A 24,853-nucleotide genomic window follows, 5' to 3' on the forward strand; every position below is an offset into this window, starting at 1 on the left:
GCATGTGTTAAGCACGCCGCCAGCGTTCATCCTGAGCCAGGATCAAACTCTCCGTTGAAGTAAAACAAAAACAGACACAACCACAACCACCGGAAATAACGGCAGAAGAGCTGCACAAAATTTGAAACCAGCTGTAAAAAACCAGCCCCACGCCACGGAGGTGACACAGGACCAGCCAAAACAACCAATTCATAAAAACAAATCGGTATCAACAAACTTGGCACACTATTGAGTTCTCAAACAACAGACACAATTCGATTACTTCTCGGAACAAATTCAATTAAATTCGATGTTCCGCATTTCCTCGCTGCGATGTTTCTACTTTATTTCATTCATTTCCACTTTGCAAATCCAGGATTTCTCCGGAAATTCACCCAAATGGATCGAATTTCCCCACAGAGTCGATAAATCATCCGAGTCCCAGACTTTCGTCTAAACCGGATTATTCACATTCAATGGGATTTTGTCGCAGTTTATCCGCTTCAGCGGCAGCGACTCAGAAAACGATACACGCTCCTCCGGAGCCGCGCAAGTCGGCCCGGAAGAGCGTGCAATAGAGCGTGCAACCGTCCGTCTGGCGCGCCCCCACAGGAACACGCCATGGAACTAAATAGCCGTCAGGCCGTCACTTCGACAGTGGCCAGATTCTTCTTCCCGCGGCGTAACAAAAGGTACCGGCCGTGAAGCAGTTCCGCCTGGTCGATCACGGCGTCGGGGTCGGTCACCTTGCTGTTGTTCACGTAGGCGCCACCCTCCCCCACCGTGCGTCGGGCAGCGGACTTGCTCTCGGACAGTCCGGAAGCAACCAGGAGGTCGACGATGCCCAGGCCATCCGCGCCGATCGAGGCAGACGGCAGCTCGGCAGTTGCGGATGCCAAGGTCACTTCGTCCAGAACCGAGAGATCACCGTTGCCGAACAGCGCAGCCGAAGCAGCGATCACTTTCTCCGTCGCGTCGACTCCGTGAACCAGCGAGGTGACTTCGTAGGCAAGTCTGCGCTGGCCCTCGCGTGCGAACGGACGCTCGGCGACAGCGGCTCCAAGCTCCTCAATCTCGGCGCGGCTAAGGAAAGTGAAGACCTTGAGGCGGTCAACGACGTCGGCATCCGCGGTGTTGAGCCAGAACTGGTAGAAGGCGTAGGGGCTGCACATGTGGGCATCGAGCCAAATGGCGTTGCCTTCGCTCTTACCGAACTTGGTGCCGTCCGAGTTGGTGATGAGGGGCGTGCCGAGGGCGTGGACAACCTTCCCACCGACCTTGCGGATCAGCTCCGTCCCGCTCGTGAGGTTGCCCCACTGGTCCGAACCTCCGGTCTGCAGCACGCAACCGTAGTCGCGGTTGAGCTGGAGGTAATCCATGCCCTGCAGGATCTGGTAGCTGAACTCGGTGTAGCTGATGCCCTCGTCCGAGTTGAGGCGGGACGCAACGGCATCCTTGCGGAGCATGGTGCCCACCCGGAAGTGCTTGCCGATTTCGCGCAGGAAATCGATGGCACTCAGCGGCGCGGTCCAGTCAAGGTTGTTCACCATGCGTGCCGCGTTGTCTCCCTCGAAGCTGAGGAAGCGGCGGACCTGTGCCTGAAGGTAGCCGACCCACTCCGAAACGGTGTCCTTGGTGTTCAAGGTGCGTTCCGCCGTCGGGCGCGGATCGCCGATGAGGCCCGTGGAGCCTCCCACCAGGCCGAGCGGCTTGTGCCCGGCCAACTGCAGGCGACGCATGAGCAGGAGCTGGACAAGGTTGCCAAGGTGCAGGGACGGAGCCGTGGGGTCGAAGCCACAGTAATACGTGATCGGGTCCCCGGCGAGGAGCTTTTCCAATTCCGTTTCATCAGTGGAAACGTGGATAAGGCCGCGCCATTTGAGCTCTTGCCAGATATTGGCAAAGCCCGGGTCGTTGTGTTGGGACTCGAGGTTGTTTACGTGTGACACGAGTTCTAAGTTAGCAGGATTGCCGTTCGGCTTGCTTGCATGGCTCAGCGCTCGATACCCGCGGGCAACGGCGCGGCGGTGATGAGGCGCAGCCGCTGCGTCGGACGGGTCATCGCGACGTAGAGATCGCCAACCTTCCCGTGTTCCTGGTTCAGCATGGCAGCAGGCTCAAGAACCACGACACCATCGAACTCAAGGCCCTTGGCTTCCTTGGGGCTGATGACCACGATGTCCTGGGAGTAGCTGCCCGCTCCGGTGCCCACGCGGTGGCCATACACCCCGCGGAGGGCGGCTGCGGCGCGCGGCAGGAGGGCGCCGTCAGCGATCACCGCGAGGAGGCCGCCGTCGATCGCTTCCAGTTCTTCCGGAAGGATTTCAACGAGACGGTCCACCATCCCCGCTTCGTCCACGCGGTCCACGATGGGCGACCATTTACCTTCACGCACGGCCTTGGGAGCCGAGACCACCAGCCCAGCGCGGTTCGCCATGCGGACTGCCGCTTCTGCGATCTGCGAAGGGGTGCGGTAGTTGACGGTGAGTTCTTCGAGCTGCCAGCGGTCCCCGAACGACGGCGCGAGGGCACTTTGCCAGGAATTCGCACCGGCAGAGGAACTCGTCTGGGCGATGTCGCCGACGATCGTGAAGGACTTCAGGGGGCAGCGGCGGACCAAGAGCCGCCACTGCATGGGCGAGAGTTCCTGGGCTTCGTCAACCACGATGTGCCCGAACGCCCACGAACGGTCGCTTGTCGCACGTTCGGCGGCGGTCAGGCGCGTTTCGCGTTCCTGGTTCTGGTCCGCCAATTCCTCGGCCGTCATCAACACGTCGACCCCCATGGCCTCCATGTTGACCAGGGTCTGCTTGGCGTTGGCGATGTCGCGGGCACGATCGTGCTCTTGCTGTGCCAGTCCCCTGCCTGCGGCGGGATCCAGCTCGCCGAGGAGCTCAGCGGCCTCGTCGAGCAGCGGAACATCGGCTCCGGTCCACGGCGCATCCGCGGGGCGAAGAAGTAGCGCACGCTGCGCCGGCGTGAGGTGCGGGGTGCAGGCTTCCAGGATGGCTGGCTTGCTGAAGAGCTCGGACACGAGCTTCTCGGGCGTCATGGGCATCCAGCACAGGTTCAGGACGATCCTGACGTCGCGTGCCGAACGGACGTCTTCGGCGAGGTAGGAACGGTCGGCATTGTTGCCGATGTTCGATTCCTCGACGATCTCCGTCAGTTGTTCCGTCAGTTCGCGCAGCAGGATCTTCACGAACGTCACGCGGGCTTCGTTGTGCGGCTTGCCGGTGGCGCGTGCCCTGTCCCGTGCGCGGCGGACTTGCCGCACGGACAGTGTGAGCTTCCGGGAATCGACCTCGAGGATGCGGTCCTCGGCGGGAGTCCGCTGTCGGTTGGCCACGGCGTTGGCAATGACGTCGGCCATGTTCAGCTTGCCCTTGAGCGCTGCGACGTCGGGATCCTGTTCCGGGACGGCATGGATCCCGGGCATGAGGCGGCCCAGGCTCGCCATGACGACGCCGGTCTCGCCGAGGGAAGGCAGGACCCGCTCGATGTAGTGCATGAACGACGATGAAGGCCCAACCAACAGCACGCCCGCGGACTTCAGGCGGTCACGGTGGGTATACAGCAGGTAGGCGGCGCGGTGGAGCGCGACGGCCGTCTTGCCGGTACCCGGACCGCCTTGGACAACCAAGGCCCCCGACATGGACGAACGGATGATCCGGTCCTGCTCGGACTGGATGGTGCCGACGATGTCCGACATGCGGCCGGTGCGCTTGGAATTCAGGGCGGCAAGGAGTGCGCCCTCGCCCTGGAGCGAGGCGTTGTCCGCCAGCATGCTGGCATCCAGGACATCGTCTTCGATCGCCTTGACCTCGCGGCCTTGCAGGATCAGGTGACGACGACGGCGGACGCCCTGCCGGTCGAAGGCGGTCGCCTGGTAGAAGTGGCCGGCTTCCGGGGCCCGCCAGTCGACCATAAGCCGCTGGAGGTCCGCGGTGGACAATCCGATGCGGCCGATGTACTGCGCCTCCCCGGTGTCCAGGTCGAGGCGCCCGAACACGAGACGGTCGTCGACGGCGTCGAGCTGGGCGAGGCGGTCCTCGTACAGTGCCGCGAAGGCGTCCCTTTCGGAAACGTTCTGCATGGTTCCCACCGCTCCGGCGCGCCGGACCTGCGCCAGCTGTTGGCGCTTTTCCTCCCGCAGCTCATCCAGGCGCGAGTAGAGACCGGCCACGTACTCCCGCTCGTGGATCAAATCAGCGTCGTGCATCGAAACGTTCCCCTATCGAAAAAGACGGACCGTCCATTCTACAGCGGTTTTGCTTGACGTGCGTGAAACTGCCCGCACGCCGGTGCGTCATACAATGTTCACCCGCCGCTAACCCCCTGAGCTTTTCCATCCGCACCTAGTGGTGCTTAAATGCTGCAATGCAGCACGACGTTGCCCTTACGCGACACGGCATCAGCCTGGTCCCACTCTCCCCTGCACATGCCGGTCCGCTCTTCGATTTCGTGGACTCCGGGATGTGGTCCGGCATGGCCGCCGAGCAGCCCTTGAGCGCCGCGGAACTGGCCGAACTCTTCGCAGCCCGACTCGAAGATCCGGCAACCATTCCGTTCGCGGTCGTCGAGCAGCGGACCGGCGCCCTGCTCGGAACCACCTCGCTGTGCGAGTACAGTCCCCGCCAGCAGCGCCTGGAAATCGGCGGCACTTTTTACGGGCGCCCGTTCTGGGGTAGCCATGTCAATCCCGCCGCGAAGCAACTGCTGCTGGCGTACTCCTTCGATGTGCTGGACGTCCACCGGGTTGCCTTCCGCTGTGACGCCCGGAATACGCGCAGCGCCTCGGCCATTCAGCGGCTCGGGGCCAGCTACGAGGGCACGCTGCGCGGGCACCGTTTCGCTCCCGACGGCAGCCGTTGCGATACCGCCGTTTTCTCGATCCTGCGCGATGAATGGCCCCACGTGCGCGAGTCGTTGCTCGGCCGCCTGGCGCCCTTCGAAGTGCCCGACAACCACTGCGCGTATGTCGCCGAACCGAGCCGGAGCGAACACGCCGCCTGAGGATTTCCCTGAGCGCCTAAGAAAGCCGCTAGACGGCCCGGCTGCGGCCCGGCTTGTAGCGGGACACCGTGGGGTCCCCGGCAATCCAGAACCGCCACGGATAGTCGGCGGAACCGCCGTCGCCGGATACTCCGACGCGGAGACCGCTCGCGACTGACGATGGCGCCGCGGGCGTGACCGGAAGTTCGAGGCCGAACGGCTCGGCCAGGGCATCGCGGCCGCTGTCCGCCGTGGTCAGCCCCATAGCGGAGGCAAGCCGGGCGGGCCCGCTGGCGAGGTCGGTCAGCGACTTCGACGCCGGACGGCGGGACTGTGCCAGGGCTTGCCCGCCCACCACCTCCCCTGCCCGCAACAGCAGCGCGGACGCAACGCCGTCGGGACCGCAGACAATGTTGGCGCAATAGTGCATGCCATAGGTGAAGTAGACGTAGAGGTGGCCGGCCGGGCCAAACATGGGTGCGTTCCGGAGGGTGGGGCCGCCAAAGGTATGGGATCCAGGATCGGGTTGGGCCGAGCCCCGCGGACCCAGATACGCTTCCACCTCACTGAGCCGGACGGATACCGTGCCCTCGGGAGTCCGGTGGCTCAGCACGGCGCCAAGGAGCAAAGGGGCAACGTCCCTCGGATCTCCGGAAAGAATGCCCCGGATGGCCTCCGCGGATTGGCTCTGCGTTGTCATGCCCAGACCCTAGCAAAATCCATCAGCTCGATCCGCCGCCGGTAATGTCCGATTTCCGCTAGGAGGAGCCTGCCGATGCTGAAAGGATGAAGCCATGGACTTTTGGCAGCGCTACCGTGCCATCGATGCGCGGGATCCCCGGTTCGACGGCCAGTTCTTCACCGCCGTCCGTTCGACGGGCATCTACTGCCGGCCGTCGTGCCCGGCACGGACACCCAAGGCAGAAAACGTGACCTTCTACGAAACCTCGGCGGCGGCGCACGAGGCCGGGTACAGGGCGTGCAAACGCTGCCTCCCGGAGGCGGTTCCTGGCACGCCTGCGTGGAACCTGCGCTCGGACGTCGCCGGGCGGGCGATGCGGCTCATCAACGACGGCGCGATCTCCCGCGTGGGCGTCGAAGGACTCGCCACCAGGCTGGGGTACTCCTCCCGCCAGCTCAACAGGATCCTCAGCCATGAACTCGGCGCCGGGCCGCTGTCCTTGGCGCGGGCCAGCCGTGCGCAGACGGCCAGGACGCTCCTGGTCTCCACCTCGATGAAACTCTCGGACGTGGCGTTCGCTGCCGGATTCAACAGTGTCCGCCAGTTCAACGACACCATCAACGAAGTCTTCGCCCTGACACCGACGGCGCTCCGGGCCACCGCGAAGCCCATTGGCCATCACGGCAGACCGAGCGAGGCTACCTCCCTGACCCTCAACCTCCCCTACCGGGAGCCGTTCGACACAGGGATTTTCGATTTCCTCGCGGCCCGCGCGGTCCCCGGCGTCGAGCTGGCGAACTCCAGCAGCTATACCCGGACCCTCCGCTTGCCCCGCGGCAATGCGGCGTTCACCGTGGAGTACGACGCCGGGGCGCGCGGCGGCGCCCTGACCCTCGCCGTCAGCACCCTGGATCTCCACGATCTTCCCGTGCTCCTCGGCAGGGTGCGGCGATTGTTCGATCTCGATGCCGATCCCGTCGCCGTGGACGAGGCGTTGGCCTCCGATGCCAGGCTCGGCCCGTCAGTTCGCGATACGCCCGGGATCAGGGTTCCGGGCGCGGTGGATCCCCAAGAGCTGCTGATCCGCGCAATGATCGGCCAGCAAATCACCGTAGCCGCCGCCCGCACGGCGTTGACCCAACTTTCCGACGCCGGAACCCGCCTGCCGGAAGGCCACGCAGGACACGCACTGGGCCTGGATCGCCTGTTTCCCACGGCCGCGGAAATCGACCGCTCGGGCCGGGAACTACTAAAGGGTCCGCAGCGCCGCATAGATTCCGTGCTGGCCGCAGCAGCAGCCATGGCCTGCGGGGAGCTCGACTTCGACTACGGCGACGACCCCCATACGCTGGCCGACAAACTGTTGCCGCTGCCCGGCGTCGGACCATGGACCGTGGGCTACGTAGCGATGAGGGTCATCGGCGATCCGGACGTTTTCCTCGCCAACGATGCAGCGGTTCGGAACGGCCTCAAGAATCTCGCGGCCGCGGAAGACCTGCCTGCCGATTTCCGCAACGTGAGCCCGTGGCGTTCCTACGCCACAATGCACCTGTGGCGGGCGGCGGCAAGCAAACGCGCCAGCGCTAGTGCGCCGCGGGAACGCTCGCTGGCCACGGGAGAAGCTCCGGCAAGTCAACACCGTCCGCGTCTGCAGAGGCCCGCAGGCTCCCCAGGGTAGGCGTGCGCCCGGCGAGCCAGGCGGCGATATCCGTGATCATGCCGTTGATCGCGACGGACTGCCGGCCCGAGCCAATGACCAGCTGCGGCAGGCCCAGGGGCTGAAGCACGAATTTCTGGTCTGCCGGCACGCGGGCCGAGAGGAAATCGAAGAGATGCTCGCAGAATTGCCGGCTCCAGGATTCAGGGCCGCGGCCGATTCCCAGATCCGTGACGTGGATGACCAGTTCGCGCCAGAGCGCCAGGCCGCCGTCGAGCACTGTTCCATTCCGGTAGCTGATCCGGGTGTTCCAGCCGGACTCCACGAGTCCGTCGAAGGCCCTCAGGGCCCGGGCGAGGGCCGCGTCCGTGGCCGCACGGTGTTCAGCGAGGCTGTGGCTCGCCGCCAGCTCAATGGCCTTCGTACGGCCCTCGTAGCCGCCGTCGTAGATGTCGATGGTCTCGCCGCGGGCAGCATATTCCAGCTGGCGGGCCATGGCGTTGGAGATGCCTTCTATGTGAGCCAGCACGTGGCCGCGGGTCCACCCGGGCAGCTCGGAGGGAGCTGCAACATCGGCGTCGTCGAGTTTGGCGACGACGTCGGTGACAGTGCCGGCTGCTTTGTGGAGCTCGGCAAGAAGCGCTGAGGCAGTGATCTCGGTCATAGCGCCATAGTATCCGACAGAGTTAACGACCGTTAACGAGGATTAACTGACACCGGCGGGCATTTCGTGGCAGTGCTTTTCGAAAAACACTCTGCGAAAAACACTGCCGCGAATCCCCACCGGCTCCCAGCCTTCGCAAGCTCAGGCCGGGGCCCTCGCCGGCGTGGGCCCACGGACAGGGAACCCTGCGGGCGTGGGCCCCTTGTTGTTACCCGGCGTAGCCCCGTGCGGCTGCGAGTTCAGCTTCGAGGGCAAGCAGTTGGCGCTCGACGGCGGCCGGGGCCGTTCCGCCCTGGGAGTTGCGGCTGTTGAGCGAACCTTCCGTACTGAGCACGGTGCGGACCTCGGGGGTAAGATGCTCCGAAATGCCTGCGTACTCTTCGTCCGTCAGGTCCCACAGCTCAACGCTGCGCCCTTCAGCCAGCTTTACCGCGGCACCGGAGAGCTCGTGGGCTTCCCGGAACGGAACGCCCTGGCGGACAAGCCACTCGGCGATGTCCGTGGCAAGCGCGAAGCCCTGTGGTGCCAGGGAAGCCATGCGCTCGGTGTTGAAGGTGAGCGTGGCAATCATGCCGGACACGGCCGGGAGCAGCACTTCCAAAGTGTCCGCGGCGTCGAAAACCGGTTCCTTGTCTTCCTGCAGATCGCGGTTGTACGCGAGCGGCAGGCCCTTGAGCGTTGCCAACAGGCCGGCCAGGTTGCCGATGAGGCGCCCTGCCTTGCCGCGGGCGAGCTCGGCGACGTCCGGGTTCTTCTTCTGCGGCATGATCGAAGACCCCGTGGAGTACGAATCATGGAGCGTGACGAAGGAGAACTCCTTGGTGGCCCACAGAATGACTTCCTCGGAGACCCGCGAAAGGTCGATGCCGATCATCGAGCAGATCCATGCGAACTCGGCGAAGACATCGCGCGAAGCGGTGCCGTCGATCGAGTTGTGTACTGCCGAGAAGAACCCGAGATCCGCTGCGACTGCCTCGGGATCCAGGCCGAGGGAGGAACCGGCCAAGGCGCCGGAACCGTAAGGCGAGACGCCGGCGCGCTTGTCCCAGTCCTGGAACCGCTGCACGTCGCGCAACAGTGCCCAGGCGTGGGCCAGAAGGTGGTGGCTCAGCAGGACAGGCTGGGCATGCTGCAAGTGCGTGCGGCCGGGCATGGCAACGCCACGGTGGGCCTTGGCCTGCTCAACGAGGGCATCGATCGTGGCGAGCACACCGCGGGCGATGATGCGTGCGTGATCGCGCAGGAACATGCGGCCCAACGTGGCCACCTGGTCGTTGCGCGAACGCCCTGCCCGGAGCTTGCCGCCCAGGTGGGTTCCCGCACGCTCAATGAGCCCGCGTTCGAGGGAACCGTGGACGTCCTCATCGCTCTCGGCGGGCTGGTAGGCGCCACTCGCGACGTCGTCATCCAGCAGAGTGAGCGCCGCGAGCATGCCTTCGAGTTCGCCGTCGTCCAGGAGCCCCGCTTTGTGCAGCACGCGGGCATGCGCCTTGGAGCCGGCGATGTCGTAGCGGGCCAGCCGCCAGTCAAAGTGCGTGGACTTGCTCAGTGCGGCAAGCGCATCCGCGGGACCGCCGGCGAACCGGCCGCCCCACAGCGCACCTTCATTGGTCCCCGACCGCTCCCCAACCTCGCTTCGCTCGGCCGGGGACCCCGGCGTCCGCGGGCCCACCGAACGCTCCATCATTGGCCCGAAGCCCGCAGGTCACGGCCCGCGGCGACCTTGGAGGACATTCCCCACAGCTCGATGAAGCCCTTGGCCTGCGACTGGTCGAAGGTGTCACCGGTGTCGTAGGTGGCGAGGTCGAAGTCGTAGAGCGAGGTGTCGGAGCGGCGGCCGTTGACAATGGCCTGGCCGCCGTGAAGGACCATGCGGATGTCGCCGGAGACGTACTTCTGGGTGTCCTCGATGAAAGCGTCGAGGGAGCGTTTGAGCGGGGAGAACCACTGGCCGTCGTAGACCAGTTCGGACCAGCGCTGGCCTACGGTGGCCTTGAAGCGGGCCTGCTCGCGCTCGATGGTTATGTCCTCGAGGTGCTTGTGGGCGGTGATGAGGGCCATGGCGCCCGGAGCCTCGTAGATTTCGCGGGACTTGATGCCGACCAGGCGGTCTTCGACGACGTCGATGCGGCCGACGCCCTGGGCACCGGCGCGGCGGTTCAGTTCCTGGATGACCTGGAGCGGAGTGTGCTTGACGCCGTCAATCGCCACCGGGACGCCGGCTTCAAAGGTGATGGTGACTTCGTCCGGTGCCGGCGGGAATTCCGGGGTGGCCGTGTAGTCGTAGATGTCCTTGGTGGGAGCATTCCAGATGTCCTCGAGGTAGCCGGTTTCGACGGCGCGTCCCCAGACGTTCTGGTCGATCGAGTACGGGTTCTTCTTGGTGGTCTCGATCGGCAGTCCCTTTTCCTCGGCGAAGGCGATGGCCTTGTCGCGGGTCAGGGCGAGGTCGCGGACGGGTGCGATGCACTTCAGGTCCGGGCCCAGCGTCTGGATGCCGACCTCGAAGCGGACCTGGTCGTTGCCCTTGCCCGTGCAACCGTGCGCAACGGTGGTGGCACCGAATTCGCGGGCGGCCTTGACGAGATGCTTGACGATCACAGGGCGTGAAATCGCTGAAACCAGCGGGTAGTGGCCCTGGTAGAGGGCGTTGGCCTTCAGCGTGGGCATGGCGTATTCGTTGGCGAATTCGTCGCGGGCGTCGGCCACGTAGGCCTCGACGGCACCGCAGCCGAGGGCGCGTTGGCGGATGGTCTCCAGCGACTCGCCGCCCTGTCCGACGTCGACGGCCACGGCGATGACCTCGGCCCCGGTGGCTTCACCGATCCAGCCGATGGCTACGGAAGTATCAAGGCCACCGGAGTAGGCCAGAACAATGCGCTCAGTCACGAGAGTGCTCCTTTGTTGTTGCTTGGTTCTTTTGAGTCAAATGCTTGGGTCGGGCCGAAGGCCCGGGTGGAACGATGCCGGAAAGTTTCAGTTGCCGCCCTGCACTAGTTCCCCGGTCCGGCTTCTTGGGCCAGCTGGAGGAATCGGGCCGCCAGTTCGGCGCCGCCGTCGGGATCCCTGGCAACCAAAAGCAAGGTGTCGTCGCCTGCGATCGTACCCAATACAGACGGCATCACCGAGTGATCGATGGCCAGGGCGAGGAAGTTGGCGGCACCCGGCGGCGTCCGCAACACCACGATATTGCCCGAAGCCTCCGCGGTGACCAGTAGCTCGCCGCAAAGGCGCGACAGGCGCGCGTCCAGGATTTCCTGGGTGACACCGCTCTTTGCATTGCGGTCTCCACCCTCGCCGGGCACCGCGTAGACCAGTGCACCGTCCTTGCCGCGCACGCGGACCGCCCCCAGTTCCACCAGGTCCCGGGAGAGGGTCGCTTGGGTGACCTGCACGCCGTCGTCCGCCAGCAAGGCCGCGAGCTCTGCCTGCGAGCGCACCGATTGACCCGTCAGGATCGCGGTGATCCGCGCCTGTCGGGCGGTCTTGGTGGCCGGGCTGGCACCTTGCGATGCAGGATGGGTGGACACTAGAACGTGCTCTCTCCGGTGCCCTCAACGGGGGAAAGCCCGTCGACGAATGCGAGTCCCGAGCGGTGCATCAGCCAGGCCATGAGCGCCTTCTGCGCGTGCAAGCGGTTCTCCGCTTCGTCCCAGACGATGGACTGGGGTCCGTCGATGACACCTGCGGAGATTTCGTAGCCCCGGTAGGCGGGCAGGCAATGGAGCACGACGGCGTCCGGTGCGGCGTGCGCCATGGCCGCCTCGTCCACGGAGTAGTCGCGGAAGAGCTCCATGCGTGCTTCTTTTTCGGCTTCCTGGCCCATGGACACCCAAGTGTCCGTAGCGACGACGTCGGCGTCGTCGAGGGCTTCCTTGGCGTCAGTGGTGATGAGCACGGAACCGCCGGTCTCGGCGGCGCGCTCCTCCGCTTCCGCAACGATGTCGGCGGCCGGCAGGTAGCCTTCCGGACCCGAGATCCTGACGTGCATGCCCGCCGTGACCCCTGCGAGCAGATAGGAGTTGGACATGTTGTTAGCAGCGTCGCCCAGGTAGGCCATGGTGAGGCCCTTGAGTTCGCCCTTGTGTTCCTTGACCGCCAGGAGGTCTGCCAGCAACTGGCAGGGGTGGTAGTCATCGCACAGGGCATTGATGACGGGAACCTTGGAGTTTTCGGCCATGGCTACGAGGCCGGAGTGCGCCGAGGTCCGCCACACGATCGTGGAGACCATGCGTTCGAGGACCTTGGCGGTGTCCTCCACGGATTCCTTGTGGCCGATCTGCGCCTCACCCGGATTGATGATGAGCGCGTTCCCGCCCATGTCGGCGATGCCGGTGGCGAAGGAAACCCGGGTACGGGTGGAGGTCTTGTCGAAGATGACGGCGACGGTCTTGCGTCCATTGCCGGCAGCTGCGAACGGTTGGACGCTGTACGGGGCAGCCTTCATCCGTACGGCGAGCTCGAGCACTTCGGCTTGCTCGGCCGGGGTGAGGTCCGTGTCCTTGAGGAAGTGACGGGTGGTGTTCACTGTGCGTCCTTAGCGGTCAGGGGTGCAGCGGTCAGGGGTGCAGCGTTCTGGGCTGCCGCGGCTTTGATGATGCCCGGCAGCGCGTCGAGGAAACGGTCCGCTTGCTCGATGGTCAGGATGAGCGGCGGAGCCAGCCGGATGGTGCGCGGGCCGGGGCTGTTGATGATGAAGCCTGCATCGAGCGCGGCCGTCACCATGGCGGGCGCGATATCGGCGTCAAGGTCGAAGCCGATCAGGAGACCTTCGCCGCGCACTTCAGTGACGGCGTCGACGTCGGACAGTCCAGCCCGAAGGTGAGCGCCGACGCTGAGCACATTTTCCAGCACGCCTTGGTTTTCGATGGCATGCAGGGTAGCGAGCGCGGCGGCCGTGGCCACCGGGTTCCCGCCGAAAGTGGTTCCGTGCTGGCCCGCGGTCAGGAGCGACGACGTCGGCTCGCCGAAAGTGATGAGCGCGCCCACCGGGAAGCCACCGCCCAGGCCCTTCGCCAGGGTCACGGCGTCGGGGACGATTCCGGCGTCTTCGCTGGCCAGCCATTTGCCGGTCCGGCCGATGCCGGTCTGGACCTCGTCCAGGACCAGCAGCGCGCCGGCAGCGGTGGTGGCTTCGCGGGCCGCCCGCAAGTATTCGACACTGAGCGGGCGGACGCCGGCTTCGCCTTGGATGGGCTCGAGGAAGACTGCGGCCGTGTTTTCGTCGACGGCGGCACGGAGGGCCTCGATGTCGCCGAACGGGATGTGCACGACCCCTCCGGGCAGCGGCTCGAACGGCGCCCGGTACGCTTCCTTGGCGGTCAAGGCGAGCGCGCCCATCGTGCGGCCGTGGAAGGCACCTTCGAGCGCGATGATCTTGGTGCGCTTGGCGGACTTTGCACCGGCGGGCGCTGCACTGTTGCGCCGCGCCAGCTTGAACGCGGCCTCATTGGCTTCGGTGCCCGAGTTGGCGAAGAACACCTTGGAGCCGGCAGGAGCGTTGGTGAGGGCCAGCAGCTTCTCGGCGAGCGCGATCTGCGTGGGGCTTGTGAAGAAATTGGAGACATGGCCCAGCGTGGCCAGCTGGCTGGCGATGACCGAGGTGACGAACGGGTGGGCATGGCCAAGGGCATTGACAGCGATACCGCCCAGGAGGTCCAGGTATTCCTTGCCGTCGGCGTCCCACACAAGGGCCCCTGCCCCGCGGACTAGGACCCGCTGCGGCGTGCCGAAGACGCCCATGAGCGACGAAGAGTAACGGGCCAGCCAATCGCTTCCCGTGCTCTGGGAAACGAGCGTGGTTGCGGCGGCCTCCGCAGCGATGGCGGTCGAGCGAGAACCAACAGTTTCGTTCATGAGTTCACTTCCTCATCAGGGACGACTTGGGTTCCGATGCCCGCGGTCGTAAAGGTTTCCAGGAGCATGGAGTGCGGCAGGCGGCCGTCGACGATGTGCGCCCGCTCCACTCCTTCATCGATGGCCTTCAGGCAGGCAGCCATTTTCGGGATCATTCCGGACTCCAGGCGCGGCAACATCTCCCGCAACTCCGTCGCCGTCAGCGAGGAGATGAGCGAGGACTTGTCCGGCCAGTTGGCGTAGAGGCCCTCGACGTCGGTCAGGATAACGAGCTTGGATGCGCCCAGTGCCGAGGCGACGGCCGCTGCTGCGGTGTCCGCGTTGACGTTGAGGACCTGCCCCGTGGTGGAGCCCGTGCCGTCCCCCTCGTCGAGGATCTCGGGGGCGACCGTGGAAATCACCGGGATGCGGCCGGCGTCGAGGATGTCCTCTATACCTGTGGGATCAACACCCACCACTTCGCCCACCAGGCCCAGGTCCACTTCTTCCCCGTCCACCACGGTGCCGGTACGCACGGCACGCAGGAGTCCGCCGTCTTCACCGGACATGCCTACGGCGTAGGGTCCGTGGGAGTTGATGAGGCCCACGAGTTCGCGGCCCACTTGTCCGGTGAGTACCATACGGACGACGTCCATGGCCTCGGGAGTGGTGACGCGGAGGCCGCCCTTGAATTCGGATTCGATGCCCAGCCGGCCGAGCATCGAGTTGATCTGCGGACCACCCCCGTGCACGACGACGGGGTGGATGCCCACGTGGTGCAGGAAGACGATGTCCTCAGCGAAGGCACGTCGAAGTTCCTCGTTGACCATGGCATTGCCGCCGTATTTGATCACCATGGTGGTGCCGGCGAAGCGCTGGATCCACGGCAGCGCCTCGATCAGGGTCGCGGCCTTGTCCTGGGCTGTTTTTGCCGAATCGGCGCCGATCGACGTATTTTCGCGGGTGTGCGCAGTCATGGTCATCCCCGTCTAGCTCGAGTAGGCGCTGTTCTCATGCACGTACTCGTGCGTGAGGTCGTTGGTCCAAATGGTGGCCTCGGCGTCGCCGGCCTGCAGGTCGATTTCCACGAGCACCTCGCGGGGCTCGAGATCGACCAGGTTGCGGTCGTCGCCGATGCTGCCGTTGCGGCAGATCTGGATGCCGTTCATTGAGACGTTGAGCTGGTCCGGTTCGAAGACGGCGTCCGTGGTGCCCACCGAGGACAGGACGCGGCCCCAGTTGGGGTCCTTGCCGAAGATGGCGGTCTTGAAGAGGTTGGAGCGGGCCACTGAACGGCTGACGATTTCGGCGTCGCGCTCGCTCGCCGCGTTGAACGTGCGGATGGCGATGTCGTGGCTGGCACCTTCGGCGTCGCCGATCAGCTTGCGGGCAAGCTCGGCGCACACCTGGGTGATTCCGGCACCGAGCTGCTCGGCGGACGGGATAGCCTCCGAGGCCCCGGAGGCCAGCAGGACGACGGTGTCGTTGGTGGACATGCAGCCGTCCGAGTCCGTGCGGTCGAAGGTGACGCGCGTGGCGTCGCGGAGCACGACGTCGAGCTCTTCCGCCGGGACCTGGGCATCCGTGGTGAGCACCACGAGCATGGTCGCGAGGCCCGGTGCCAACATGCCGGCACCTTTAGCGATGCCCCCGACCGTGAAGGTGTTGCCTTCGGCATCCGTGCCTGTGAAGACTGCCTCCTTTGCAATACTGTCCGTGGTCATGATCGCCGTAGCGGCGGCACCGCCGCCGTTTTCGGAGAGCTCTGCGAACGCTGCGTCGATGCCAGGGATGATCTTGTCCATGGGCAGTTGCTCACCGATCAGTCCGGTGGAGCAGACCACGACGTCGGAGGCAGAGATCCCGAGGACTGCCGCCACTTTCTCGGCGGTCGCGTGCGTATTCTGGAATCCCTGCGGGCCGGTGCAGGCGTTGGCGCCGCCGGAATTCAGCACCACTGCGTCAACGCGCCCGTCGGAGAGAACCTGGCGGGACCAGTGGACCGGAGCCGCGGCGACGCGATTGGAAGTGAAAACGGCTGCTGCGGCTTTCAAGGGGCCGTCGTTGACAACCAGGGCGAGGTCAGGATTGCCCGATGCCTTGAGGCCGGCTTTGACGCCGGCGGCCCGGAATCCCTGGGGGGCGGTGATGGTCACGGGGCAACTCCTTGGACGTTGAGGCCGGCGGATTCGTCCAGGCCGAGGGCAATATTCATGGACTGCACAGCGCCGCCGGCGGTCCCTTTGGTTAGGTTATCGATGACGCACGTGACAACCACGCGGCCGGAATGCTCGTCGAAAGCCAGTTGCATGACGGCGTGGTTGGAACCCTGCACCGATTTAGTGGTGGGCCATTGGCCTTCGGGCAGCAGGTGGACGAACGGTTCGTCGTCGTACGCTTCAGCCCAGGCACTGCGGAGTTCGGCAGCGGTGACGCCGGCCTTGACCTTGGCTGTTGCCGTGCTCAAGATGCCGCGGCTCATGGGCGCGAGGGTGGGAGTGAAGGACACTGTGACCGGTTCACCGGCCGCATTGGAGAGTCCTTGTTCAATCTCCGGGGTGTGGCGGTGGCCGCCGCCCACGCCATAGGGACTCATGGAGCCCATGACCTCGGAACCGATGAGGTTGACCTTGGCCGCCTTGCCGGCACCCGAGGTGCCGGAGGCGGAAACAATCACGACGTCGTCCCCCTGGAGAAGCTTGTTGGCGAAGCCGGGCGTGAGGGCGAGGAGGGCCGACGTCGGGTAGCAGCCGGGTACGGCAATCCGCTTTGCCCCCTTCAGGGCGTCGCGCTGGCCGGGGAGTTCCGGCAGCCCGTAGGGCCAGGTCCCGGCATGGGCCGAGCCATAGAACTTTTCCCACGCCGCGGGGTCTTCGAGACGGTGGTCCGCGCCGGCGTCGATCACGAGCGTGCCTTCCGGCAACTGTGCCGCGATCCCGGCGGAAGCTCCATGCGGGAGTGCCAGGAACACCACATCGTGGCCAGCGAGGTTTTCCACGCTGGTGTCCTCGAGAATCCGGCTGGCCAAACCATGGAGATGCGGCTGCAACTCCCCTAGTCTGGAACCGGCATTGCTGTGCGCAGTGATGGCACCGATGGTGACGTCCGGATGGCCTGCCAGGAGGCGCAGCACCTCTCCCCCGGCGTAGCCGCTGGCACCGGAGACGGCAACAGAAATAGTCATGGCAAGACTATACAGCAAAACTATTCATGGTTGCCGATATTTATGCACGCCTATTTCGAAACCCCCATCGAGGGCAGCTCACGGCCCAGCCTCTTTGGGGGCGTATGCTGAGTAGAGGGTGATCTAGACCGTGCAGCCGATCGTCGGTTGCAGCGTTGCCCGTTATTGTTACGGGGCAACTGCATATGTCACCGACCTCCACCACGGAACGTCCCACTAAGAGCGTCCGGCAGCCTAACGCCGTCGTGCTCAGCTATTCCGAACTCCTCAAGACGGTCCGCGCGGAAGGGCTTTTGAAGCGCCGCGTTGGTTTCTATGTCAGCGTTTTTGCGGCGCTGGTCCTCTTGCTGACCGGCACCTGGTTTGGCTTCGCGCTGATTGGCCCCAGCTGGTATCAGCTCCTCATCGCCGCGGCCTTGGGCATCCTTTGTACCCAGTTGAGCTTTCTGGCCCATGAGGCCGGCCACCGCCAGATTTTTGCCTCCCGCAGGGCCAATGACTGGTCCGCGCGCATCCTGGCCACTTCGGTTGCCGGCATCAGCTACTCCTGGTGGGAACAGAAGCACGGCGCACACCACAACAACCCGAACGTGATTTCAAAGGACCCGGACATCAAGACCGGAGCCTTGGCTTTCCACGTTGAAGCCGCCGCAGGCAGGCAGGGACGCTTCGCGTTCCTCACGCGCAGGCAGGGCTGGTTCTTCTTCCCGCTCCTGATGCTGCTGGGCATCAGCCTGCAGTGGGAGTCCCTGATGTACATCCTTCGGCCGGGAGCCATCAAGCACCGCTGGGTGGAGACCCCCATCCTTCTGGCACGGCTTCTCGCCCTGCCGGCCCTCGCCTTCACCTTCCTCCCGCTTGGCATGGCATTCGCCTTCCTGGGCGTCCAGATCATGGTGTACGGCTTCTACATGGGCGCTTCCTTCGCCCCCAACCACAAGGGCATGCCGGTCCTGCCTACCGACTCCCGCGTCGATTTCCTGCGCCGCCAGATCCTGACTGCCAGGAACATCTCCGGCGGACCCTTCATGAACATCCTGCTGGGCGGTCTCAACCACCAAGCCGAACACCACCTGTTCCCGGACATGGCCCGCCCCCACTTGCGCCGTGCCTCGGAGATCGTTCGAAGCTACTGCGAAGAGCACTCCATTCCCTATACCGAAACCACGCTGATGCAGTCATACGGAATCGTCGTGCGGTACCTCAATGAGGTAGGACTCGCCGCGGGCCGCGGCTTTGACTGCCCCGTTGCATCCGCGCACGGCAGGGGCTGACACGCCCGGAAGACCGCTGGGGCACATTACGGCGAACCACGGCCCTAAGCTCCTGACTGGACACTCGACAGACTCCGCTCCCTAGGATGGTTGTGAATGCGGGCATGAAAGTGCCTCGACGGAGAAGACGGAGAAGGAGACCCATGACGCAAGCGATCGTCGCCCGGCAAGCCGGAGGACCCGAAGTCCTCGAACTCACCGAGGCAGAGGTTCCGGCCCCGGGCCCGCGCCAGCTCCTCGTCAAAGTTGCAGCCGCCGGAGTGAACTTCATTGACACTTATCAGCGCAGTGGCATCTACAAGGTTGAGTATCCGTTCACCCCTGGCTCCGAGTCGGCAGGCACCGTGGAGGCCATCGGCGCAGACGTCGAGGACTTCGCCGTCGGGGACAGGGTCGCTACCGCTGAAGGATCCCGCAGCTATGCGGGGTATACCCTGGTAGACGCCGACAAAGCACTTCCGGTGCCGGACGGTGTCGACGACCACACAGCGGCTGCCCTGCCGCTGCAGGGAATGACCGCGCACTACCTGATCAACTCATCTTTCCGCGTGGAACCCGGCCAGACGGTCCTGACCCATGCCGGTGCCGGTGGCGTGGGACTCATCCTGACGCAGTTGCTCAAGGCCCGGGGTGCACGGGTCATCACCACGGTCTCCTCGGACGAGAAGGAAGCCCTTGCCCGGGAAGCCGGCGCGGACGAGGTCCTGCGTTACACCGGATTTGCGGACAAGGTCCGCGAGCTCACCGAGGGCGATGGCGTCAACGTAGTGTACGACGGCGTCGGCAAGGATACTTTTGACGGATCCCTTGCGAGCCTGCGCATCCGCGGCTCGCTCGTCCTGTTCGGGGCAGCATCCGGACCGGTTCCTCCCTTTGACCCCCAGCGACTGAACGCGGGCGGATCGTTGTCCCTGACACGCCCCACGCTAGGCCACTTCCTGCAGAACCCGCAGGAGCGCCGCTGGCGTTCGGCCGAAGTCTTCGGCGCTGCAGCCAGCGGCGCGCTTAAGGTCCGGATTGGCGGAACGTACCCGCTGGCCGAAGCCGCCCAGGCGCATCGCGATCTGGAAGCCCGCAAGACCACGGGCAAGGTACTGTTGGTCCCATAATCGAAGCAACGGCAACGCGACCGCTGACACTTTTTGTTCACCTCAATCCGAGAAGCTTCGAACGTGACCCAGGAACATGAACTCCCGGCGGACGGCCTGGAACTGCAAGTAGTGCATCTGCCTCAGCTGCAAGGCTCGGCAGCCGCACCGCCGGCACGCACGCTCATGGAGATCCTCCAGGACACGGCCCGGACATTCCCGGAGGCCTCGGCCCTCGATGACGGGCACAAGTCGCTGAGTTATTCCGAGCTCTTGGCGCAGGTGCGCGGTTTTGCTGCCTCGCTCAACGCAGCCGGACTGGGCCCAGGAGACAAGATCGGGGTACGGGTTCCGTCGGGATCCAACGATCTATACATCGCCATCCTGGCGATCCTCTCGATTGCGGCCGCCTATGTGCCCGTAGACGCTGACGATCCCGAGGAACGGGCACGGCTCGTTTTCGGAGAAGCCAAAGTGTCCGCCGTCGTCACCAAGGGCCTCAGGATCGACGTGTCCGCGGAGCGGCCGACACCGCACCCGGCTCCGCGTTCCCCAGGGCTGGATGACGATTCCTGGGTCATCTTCACCTCAGGTTCCACGGGCACGCCAAAGGGTGTTGCGGTGCAGCACCGTTCATCCGCCGCTTTTGTTGACGCCGAAGCCCGGCTCTTCCTCCAGCAAGATCCCATCGGTCCACAGGACCGGGTCCTCGCCGGCCTTTCAGTCGCCTTCGACGCTTCCTGCGAGGAGATGTGGCTGGCGTGGCGGCACGGTGCCTGCCTGGTCCCGGCCCCGCGCGCCCTCGTTCGTTCCGGCATGGACCTTGGCCCATGGCTCATCAACCACGGCATCACAGTTGTGTCTACAGTTCCCACGCTCGCGGCCCTGTGGCCGGCGGAAGCCCTCGAGAACGTACGCCTGCTCATTTTCGGCGGCGAAGCCTGCCCTCCCGAACTCGCTGAGCGCCTCGCGGTGGACGGCCGCGAAGTGTGGAACACCTATGGCCCCACCGAAGCAACCGTCGTGGCCTGCGCGGCTCCCCTGGGCGGGGATGGCCCCGTCCGGATCGGATTGCCGCTGGACGGCTGGGACCTCGCCGTCGTCGATGCCTCCGGTGTCCCGGTCGCGGAAGGCGAGACGGGCGAACTCATCATCGGCGGCGTCGGGCTGGCCCGCTACCTCGATCCGGCCAAAGACGCCGAAAAGTACGCCCCCATGCCGTCTCTGGGGTGGGAGCGTGCGTACCGCTCCGGCGACCTCGTCCGCTACGAGGAAGCTGGCCTCATCTTCCAAGGCCGCGCGGATGAACAGGTCAAACTTGGTGGCCGGCGCATCGAACTCGGTGAAATCGACGCCGCCCTGCAGGCCCTCCCGGGAGTCGCAGGTGCCGCCGCTGCAGTCCGCACGACGGCGGCAGGGAACCAGATACTGGTCGGTTACCTGGCTCCGGCTGGACCCGAGGACATCGATCTCGCAGCTTCCCGCGAGCTGCTCACGGAAAGCCTTCCTGCCGCGCTGATCCCCCTGCTGACGGTCGTGGATTCGCTTCCGACGAAGACAAGCGGCAAAGTGGACAGGCATTCCCTTCCCTGGCCGTTGGCGGGCGCTGGCGCCGCGGATGCCGACAAGGCGCCACTCAACCTGCCCGAGGACGCCCAGTGGGTCGTTGAGCAGTGGGAGAGCGTTCTCGGCTCCAGCGTCACCTCGCTCGACGCGGACTTCTTCGCCTATGGCGGTGGCTCCCTCGCCGCGGCCCAGCTCGTCTCGGCGCTGCGCGTGCGCTACCCCATCATCACGGTGGCCGAAATCTACGCAACACCCCGAGTCGGCGCCTTGATCGACGTCGCGCGGCAGTCACTGCCGGAAGGCGGCATCCAAGGGCCGGCGGCCGAACGCACGGTTCGCCCCACCTCCCGGAAATCGCAGATCTTCCAGACCCTGATGGGTATTTTCCTCAACATCCTGGTGGGCATGCGTTGGCTCACGTATCTCATGGCCGCAAACCATTTGCTGGCCGACTTCGCCGGTTTCACAGCCGCTCCCGTTGTGTCCTGGTGGTGGATCCTGGCGTCTTGGCTGGTGTTCGTCAGCCCGCCGGGACGCATGGCAATCTCGATCCTGGCCGCGCGAACACTCTTGCGCGGAGTCCAGCCCGGAACCTACCCGCGCTCGGGCAAAGTCCACTTGAAGCTGTGGCTGGCCGAACAGATCCAGGATCTTTCGGGCGCCATCAGCCTCGCCAGCGCACCCTGGGTTCCCTACTACGCCAGGGCACTGGGTGCGAAGATCGGGTACAACGTCCATTTGCACTCCTTGCCCCCGGTCACAGGACTGCTGTCATTGGGCAGCGGCTGCAATATTGAACCCGAAGTGGATCTCTCGGCGTGGTGGATCGACGGTGACTACGTCCACATCGGCGCCATCCATGTAGGTGCCGGCGCCACAGTGGGCTCCCGCAGCACGCTCATGCCAGGAGCCAGCATCGGCGCAGGTGCGCGCGTGGAGCCCGGTTCCGCGGTGTTAGGCAAGGTCAAGGCCGGGCACCTTGTTGCCGGCTCCCCCGCCGAACGCCGTGGCAAAGCCAAGAATGGCTGGCCCGAGACCCCCTCGTCACACCACCTGATCGGCCGGCTCTGGTTCACGGCGTTCGCTGCGGCTTCGGCGCTGCTTGCCTTGATCCCCTACATTTCGGCATTCGTCGCCGCGATCGTCATCCTGGCCTTCATCCAAGGCAGGAATTCCCTGCAGGATGCCTTCCCGGAACTCCTCCTTGCCATTCCCTTGGCGGCATTGGCCTGGTTTCTGTGTAATCTCCTGCTGATCCTGGCGACCACCCGGATGCTCGGCGTTGGTCTCACGGAGGGGTACTACCGGGTCCGCAGCCGCGTCGGCTGGCAGGTTTGGGCCACCGAGCGTGTGCTCGACATGGCGCGGGACCTGCTCTTCCCCATCTACGCCAGCCTCTTCACCCCTGTGTGGCTGCGCCTGCTGGGTGCCAAAGTAGGCCGCAACGTAGAGGCTTCCACGGTGCTGCTGCTGCCACGCATGACGACCATCGGCGAAGGCGCGTTCCTCGCCGACGACACCATGGTGGCTTCCTACGAGCTTGGCGGCGGCTGGATGAAGATCGGGCCGGCCAAGATCGGCAAACGCTCGTTCCTCGGCAATTCCGGCATGACCGCCGCAGGCCGAAGCGTGCCCAAGAACTCACTCGTCGCGGTGCTGTCCGCCACGCCGGCCAAGGCCAAATCGGGCACCTCCTGGCTGGGCAGTCCACCCGTCAGGCTGCGCCGGACCGCAGTCAATGCGGATCAGAGCCTCACCTTCAACCCGCCGCTGGCCCTCAAGACCAAACGGGCCCTGTGGGAACTGTGCCGGCTGGTGCCGGTCATCCTGACAGTGGGGATCGCCGTCGGCATCATGTTGGTCCTGGACTGGATCGCCACCGAGTCCTCCTACTTGCTCGCAGCCGTCCTTGGGGGCGTCGTGGTCCTCGCAGCGGGTGCCGTTGCCGCGGTGAGTTCGGTCGCGGCGAAATGGATATTGGTGGGGCGCATCAAAGAGGGCGAGCATCCGCTGTGGAGCTCGTTCATCTGGCGCAACGAAGTGGTGGACACTTTCATCGAGATGGTCAGCGCCCCCTGGTTCGCGCGTTCGGCGTCCGGCACTCCGGCGTTGGTGTGGTGGCTCCGGGCGCTCGGCGCCAAAATCGGCCGGGGTACCTGGTGCGAGAGCTACTGGCTGCCCGAAGCCGACCTCGTCACGCTCGGCGAAAGCTCCACGGTCAACCGTGGCTGCGTGGTCCAGACACACCTCTTCCATGACCGCATCATGAGCATAGACACCGTGGTCCTTGGGGACGGCGCCACGATGGGCCCGCACGGCGTCATCCTGCCGCGCGCCAGCATCGGAGCGGGCGGAACGGTGGGACCGGCGTCGCTGGTCATGCGCGGTGAGACTGTTCCCGCGGGCACTTACTGGATGGGCAACCCGGTCAGCCCGTGGTCCGGACCGTAGCGTAGATTGGCAAGAGGGCTTATGAAATACGAGCCCATGACAACAGCAACACAACGAGCTACACGGAGGCAGCCAGCGCACATGAGCCCTAGCGAACCAGGAATCACCACAACTGCCGCCGATCCCTACACGCTGCATCACGGGAGCCTGGCGTTCCAAGTGCTGAGGTACGAGCTGGACCTGGACTACAGCCTAGGCAGCAACCGGCTCAACGGCCGAGCCGTGCTTCGCTGCATAGCCTTCGAAGACGCGGACTCGGTGATGCTCGATCTGGTGGGCCTGAAGGCTTCCAAAATCCTCGTCGACGGCAAGAAAGTGCCGAAGTTCAGTACCAGCGGCGAGCACCTCGTGATCACCACCAAGGACCGCCTGCGGGCAGGCCAGCACTTCACGGTTGAGCTCCGCTACGACGGCAACCCGAAGCCGCGCCGGGGCCTGTGGGGCGAGGTCGGTTGGGAAGAACTCGACGACGGCGTGCTGGTTGCCGGGCAGCCGAACGGCGCCGCGTCCTGGTTCCCGTGCAACGACCATCCGCGGCACAAGTCCAGCTACTTGATCAGTATCACCACCGACGACAACTACCGTGCAATCTGCAACGGCCGCCTCGTCTCCCACAGCAGGAAATCAAGCCGCGAAACCTGGGTCTACGAACAAGGCGAGCCGATGGCAAGCTATCTCGCCACTGTGCAAATCGGACGCTATCGGCTCCACCAGCTCAGCCCCGCCCTCAGTGGGGTCCGCAGCGGGACGGCCCATCATGCAGAAGCCCTGCGGCAGGCTCCGGTGCCCCAGTTCGTTGCGGTCTCCCCCGGTTTGTTGACCGAGGCCCGCGAAGGCCTGGCTCGGCAGGCCGACATGATGCGCACCTTTGTGGAGTGTTTCGGTCCGTATCCCTTTGCCGAATACACGGCCGTGGTGACCGAGGACGAGCTGGAAATCCCCCTTGAGGCCCAGACCCTCTCGATCTTCGGCCGGAACCACATGGAGCAATCGTGGGATGCGCAGCGCCTCATCGCCCACGAGCTGTCCCACCAGTGGTTCGGCAATTCGCTCACTGTGAGCAGTTGGCGCGACATCTGGCTGCATGAGGGCTTCGCCTGCTACGCCGAGTGGATCTGGTCCGAGGAAGCCGGCGTAATGTCCCTCGCCAACCGTGCAAGGGCCGCGTGGCGCAAGCTCGACGCCGGTGCGCAGGATCTGGTGATCGGCGACCCCGGACCCGAGCACATGTTCGATGACCGCGTCTACAAGCGCGGGGCCCTCGCCCTCCACGCCGTCCGCCTTGCATGCGGTGACGCGGCGTTCTTCGGATTGTTGCGGCACTGGACCGGGGCCAAGCGCCACAGCTCGGTGTCCACGGCGGAATTCATCGCCGCGGCCAACGCTTACGTCCCGGGGCTCGACGCGGCCGGTGTCCTGGAACCGTGGCTGTACCAAGCAAGGCTGCCCGCTTTCGGCTGATCCTGAAATTCAGCTAA

General features: G+C 65.1%; 18 protein-coding genes. 6 read left to right on the forward strand and 12 right to left on the reverse strand.

Annotated elements, in window-relative coordinates; translation table 11 throughout:
* Nucleotides 1-617: 617 nt before the first annotated feature.
* Nucleotides 618-1,928: a tyrosine--tRNA ligase gene (gene tyrS / locus AB4074_RS15920; RefSeq protein ID WP_441414253.1), complete on the reverse strand. Its 1,311-nt coding sequence runs from the start codon at nucleotides 1,926-1,928 to the stop codon at nucleotides 618-620.
* 44 nt (nucleotides 1,929-1,972) lie between these two features.
* Nucleotides 1,973-4,201 (reverse strand): AAA family ATPase, encoded by a 2,229-nt coding sequence (locus AB4074_RS15925; protein ID WP_441414254.1) that lies wholly within the window; start codon nucleotides 4,199-4,201, stop codon nucleotides 1,973-1,975.
* Between the two features lie 158 nt (nucleotides 4,202-4,359).
* Here AB4074_RS15925 and AB4074_RS15930 point away from each other — a divergent pair, with 158 nt between their 5' ends.
* The gene (locus AB4074_RS15930) at nucleotides 4,360-4,995 is read left to right on the forward strand and encodes a GNAT family N-acetyltransferase (RefSeq protein ID WP_441414255.1); all 636 of its coding nucleotides are present in this window, start codon (nucleotides 4,360-4,362) and stop codon (nucleotides 4,993-4,995) included.
* Nucleotides 4,996-5,023: 28 nt separating this feature from the next.
* On the opposite strand, the gene AB4074_RS15935 is transcribed toward AB4074_RS15930, so the two are convergent.
* Nucleotides 5,024-5,674 (reverse strand): DNA-3-methyladenine glycosylase, encoded by a 651-nt coding sequence (locus AB4074_RS15935; RefSeq protein WP_441414256.1) that lies wholly within the window; start codon nucleotides 5,672-5,674, stop codon nucleotides 5,024-5,026.
* A 94-nt stretch (nucleotides 5,675-5,768) separates the two neighbouring features.
* On the opposite strand from AB4074_RS15935, the gene AB4074_RS15940 reads away from it, so the two are divergent.
* Entirely contained in the window at nucleotides 5,769-7,334 is a 1,566-nt protein-coding gene (locus AB4074_RS15940; protein WP_441414257.1) for an AlkA N-terminal domain-containing protein, read from the forward strand.
* Here the strand turns inward: AB4074_RS15940 and AB4074_RS15945 are convergent.
* The 9 genes from AB4074_RS15945 to argC form a co-directional block, all read right to left on the reverse strand.
* Nucleotides 7,240-7,977, reverse strand: coding sequence for a maleylpyruvate isomerase family mycothiol-dependent enzyme (locus AB4074_RS15945; protein WP_441414258.1), 738 nt, complete (start codon nucleotides 7,975-7,977; stop codon nucleotides 7,240-7,242). The two genes, AB4074_RS15940 and AB4074_RS15945, sit on opposite strands and share 95 nt — an antisense overlap.
* 208 nt (nucleotides 7,978-8,185) lie before the next feature.
* Complete coding sequence (gene argH / locus AB4074_RS15950; RefSeq protein ID WP_441414259.1) at nucleotides 8,186-9,664, reverse strand: argininosuccinate lyase; 1,479 nt, start codon at nucleotides 9,662-9,664, stop codon at nucleotides 8,186-8,188.
* Nucleotides 9,661-10,866, reverse strand: coding sequence for an argininosuccinate synthase (locus tag AB4074_RS15955; RefSeq protein ID WP_441414260.1), 1,206 nt, complete (start codon nucleotides 10,864-10,866; stop codon nucleotides 9,661-9,663). The genes argH and AB4074_RS15955 overlap by 4 nt, the downstream gene beginning before the upstream one ends.
* A gap of 104 nt (nucleotides 10,867-10,970) precedes the next feature.
* Complete coding sequence (locus tag AB4074_RS15960) at nucleotides 10,971-11,507, reverse strand: arginine repressor (protein WP_078105637.1); 537 nt, start codon at nucleotides 11,505-11,507, stop codon at nucleotides 10,971-10,973.
* Complete coding sequence (gene argF / locus AB4074_RS15965; RefSeq protein ID WP_441414261.1) at nucleotides 11,507-12,505, reverse strand: ornithine carbamoyltransferase; 999 nt, start codon at nucleotides 12,503-12,505, stop codon at nucleotides 11,507-11,509. The genes AB4074_RS15960 and argF overlap by 1 nt, the downstream gene beginning before the upstream one ends.
* Nucleotides 12,502-13,833, reverse strand: coding sequence for an acetylornithine transaminase (locus AB4074_RS15970; protein WP_441414262.1), 1,332 nt, complete (start codon nucleotides 13,831-13,833; stop codon nucleotides 12,502-12,504). Before AB4074_RS15970 ends, argF begins: the two co-directional genes overlap by 4 nt.
* Nucleotides 13,830-14,789: an acetylglutamate kinase gene (gene argB, locus AB4074_RS15975; protein WP_441414263.1), complete on the reverse strand. Its 960-nt coding sequence runs from the start codon at nucleotides 14,787-14,789 to the stop codon at nucleotides 13,830-13,832. The genes AB4074_RS15970 and argB overlap by 4 nt, the downstream gene beginning before the upstream one ends.
* A gap of 12 nt (nucleotides 14,790-14,801) precedes the next feature.
* Nucleotides 14,802-15,968, reverse strand: coding sequence for a bifunctional glutamate N-acetyltransferase/amino-acid acetyltransferase ArgJ (gene argJ, locus AB4074_RS15980; RefSeq protein WP_441414264.1), 1,167 nt, complete (start codon nucleotides 15,966-15,968; stop codon nucleotides 14,802-14,804).
* Nucleotides 15,965-16,996: an N-acetyl-gamma-glutamyl-phosphate reductase gene (argC, locus tag AB4074_RS15985; protein ID WP_441414265.1), complete on the reverse strand. Its 1,032-nt coding sequence runs from the start codon at nucleotides 16,994-16,996 to the stop codon at nucleotides 15,965-15,967. Before argC ends, argJ begins: the two co-directional genes overlap by 4 nt.
* A gap of 185 nt (nucleotides 16,997-17,181) precedes the next feature.
* Here argC and AB4074_RS15990 point away from each other — a divergent pair, with 185 nt between their 5' ends.
* The 4 genes from AB4074_RS15990 to AB4074_RS16005 all read left to right on the forward strand — a co-directional run bounded on the left by AB4074_RS15990 (nucleotide 17,182) and on the right by AB4074_RS16005 (nucleotide 24,836).
* Nucleotides 17,182-18,270 (forward strand): fatty acid desaturase family protein, encoded by a 1,089-nt coding sequence (locus tag AB4074_RS15990; RefSeq protein WP_441414266.1) that lies wholly within the window; start codon nucleotides 17,182-17,184, stop codon nucleotides 18,268-18,270.
* Between the two features lie 143 nt (nucleotides 18,271-18,413).
* On the forward strand, nucleotides 18,414-19,379 hold the full coding sequence (locus AB4074_RS15995) for a quinone oxidoreductase family protein (protein WP_441414267.1): 966 nt from the start codon (nucleotides 18,414-18,416) through the stop codon (nucleotides 19,377-19,379).
* A gap of 165 nt (nucleotides 19,380-19,544) precedes the next feature.
* Nucleotides 19,545-23,375, forward strand: coding sequence for a Pls/PosA family non-ribosomal peptide synthetase (locus tag AB4074_RS16000; protein WP_441414319.1), 3,831 nt, complete (start codon nucleotides 19,545-19,547; stop codon nucleotides 23,373-23,375).
* An 81-nt stretch (nucleotides 23,376-23,456) separates the two neighbouring features.
* Nucleotides 23,457-24,836 carry a M1 family metallopeptidase gene (locus tag AB4074_RS16005; RefSeq protein WP_441414268.1) on the forward strand — a complete coding sequence of 460 codons (1,380 nt, stop codon included), beginning with the start codon at nucleotides 23,457-23,459 and terminating at the stop codon, nucleotides 24,834-24,836.
* Nucleotides 24,837-24,853 lie beyond the last annotated feature (17 nt).

The sequence above is a fragment of the Arthrobacter sp. 2MCAF14 genome, from assembly GCF_052115645.1.
Classification (GTDB): Bacteria; Actinomycetota; Actinomycetes; order Actinomycetales; family Micrococcaceae; genus Arthrobacter.

Bases quoted from the DNA above. Each gene is read 5' to 3' on its own strand.
- AB4074_RS15925 (WP_441414254.1), bottom strand. From the start codon at position 4,201: ATGCACGACGCTGATTTGATCCACGAGCGGGAGTACGTGGCCGGTCTC.
- AB4074_RS15930 (WP_441414255.1), top strand. From the start codon at position 4,360: ATGCAGCACGACGTTGCCCTTACGCGACACGGCATCAGCCTGGTCCCA.
- AB4074_RS15935 (WP_441414256.1), bottom strand. From the start codon at position 5,674: ATGACAACGCAGAGCCAATCCGCGGAGGCCATCCGGGGCATTCTTTCC.
- AB4074_RS15940 (WP_441414257.1), top strand. From the start codon at position 5,769: ATGGACTTTTGGCAGCGCTACCGTGCCATCGATGCGCGGGATCCCCGG.
- AB4074_RS15945 (WP_441414258.1), bottom strand. From the start codon at position 7,977: ATGACCGAGATCACTGCCTCAGCGCTTCTTGCCGAGCTCCACAAAGCA.
- argH (WP_441414259.1), bottom strand. From the start codon at position 9,664: ATGATGGAGCGTTCGGTGGGCCCGCGGACGCCGGGGTCCCCGGCCGAG.
- AB4074_RS15970 (WP_441414262.1), bottom strand. From the start codon at position 13,833: ATGAACGAAACTGTTGGTTCTCGCTCGACCGCCATCGCTGCGGAGGCC.
- argB (WP_441414263.1), bottom strand. From the start codon at position 14,789: ATGACTGCGCACACCCGCGAAAATACGTCGATCGGCGCCGATTCGGCA.
- argC (WP_441414265.1), bottom strand. From the start codon at position 16,996: ATGACTATTTCTGTTGCCGTCTCCGGTGCCAGCGGCTACGCCGGGGGA.
- AB4074_RS15990 (WP_441414266.1), top strand. From the start codon at position 17,182: ATGTCACCGACCTCCACCACGGAACGTCCCACTAAGAGCGTCCGGCAG.
- AB4074_RS15995 (WP_441414267.1), top strand. From the start codon at position 18,414: ATGACGCAAGCGATCGTCGCCCGGCAAGCCGGAGGACCCGAAGTCCTC.
- AB4074_RS16000 (WP_441414319.1), top strand. From the start codon at position 19,545: ATGGAGATCCTCCAGGACACGGCCCGGACATTCCCGGAGGCCTCGGCC.
- AB4074_RS16005 (WP_441414268.1), top strand. From the start codon at position 23,457: ATGAGCCCTAGCGAACCAGGAATCACCACAACTGCCGCCGATCCCTAC.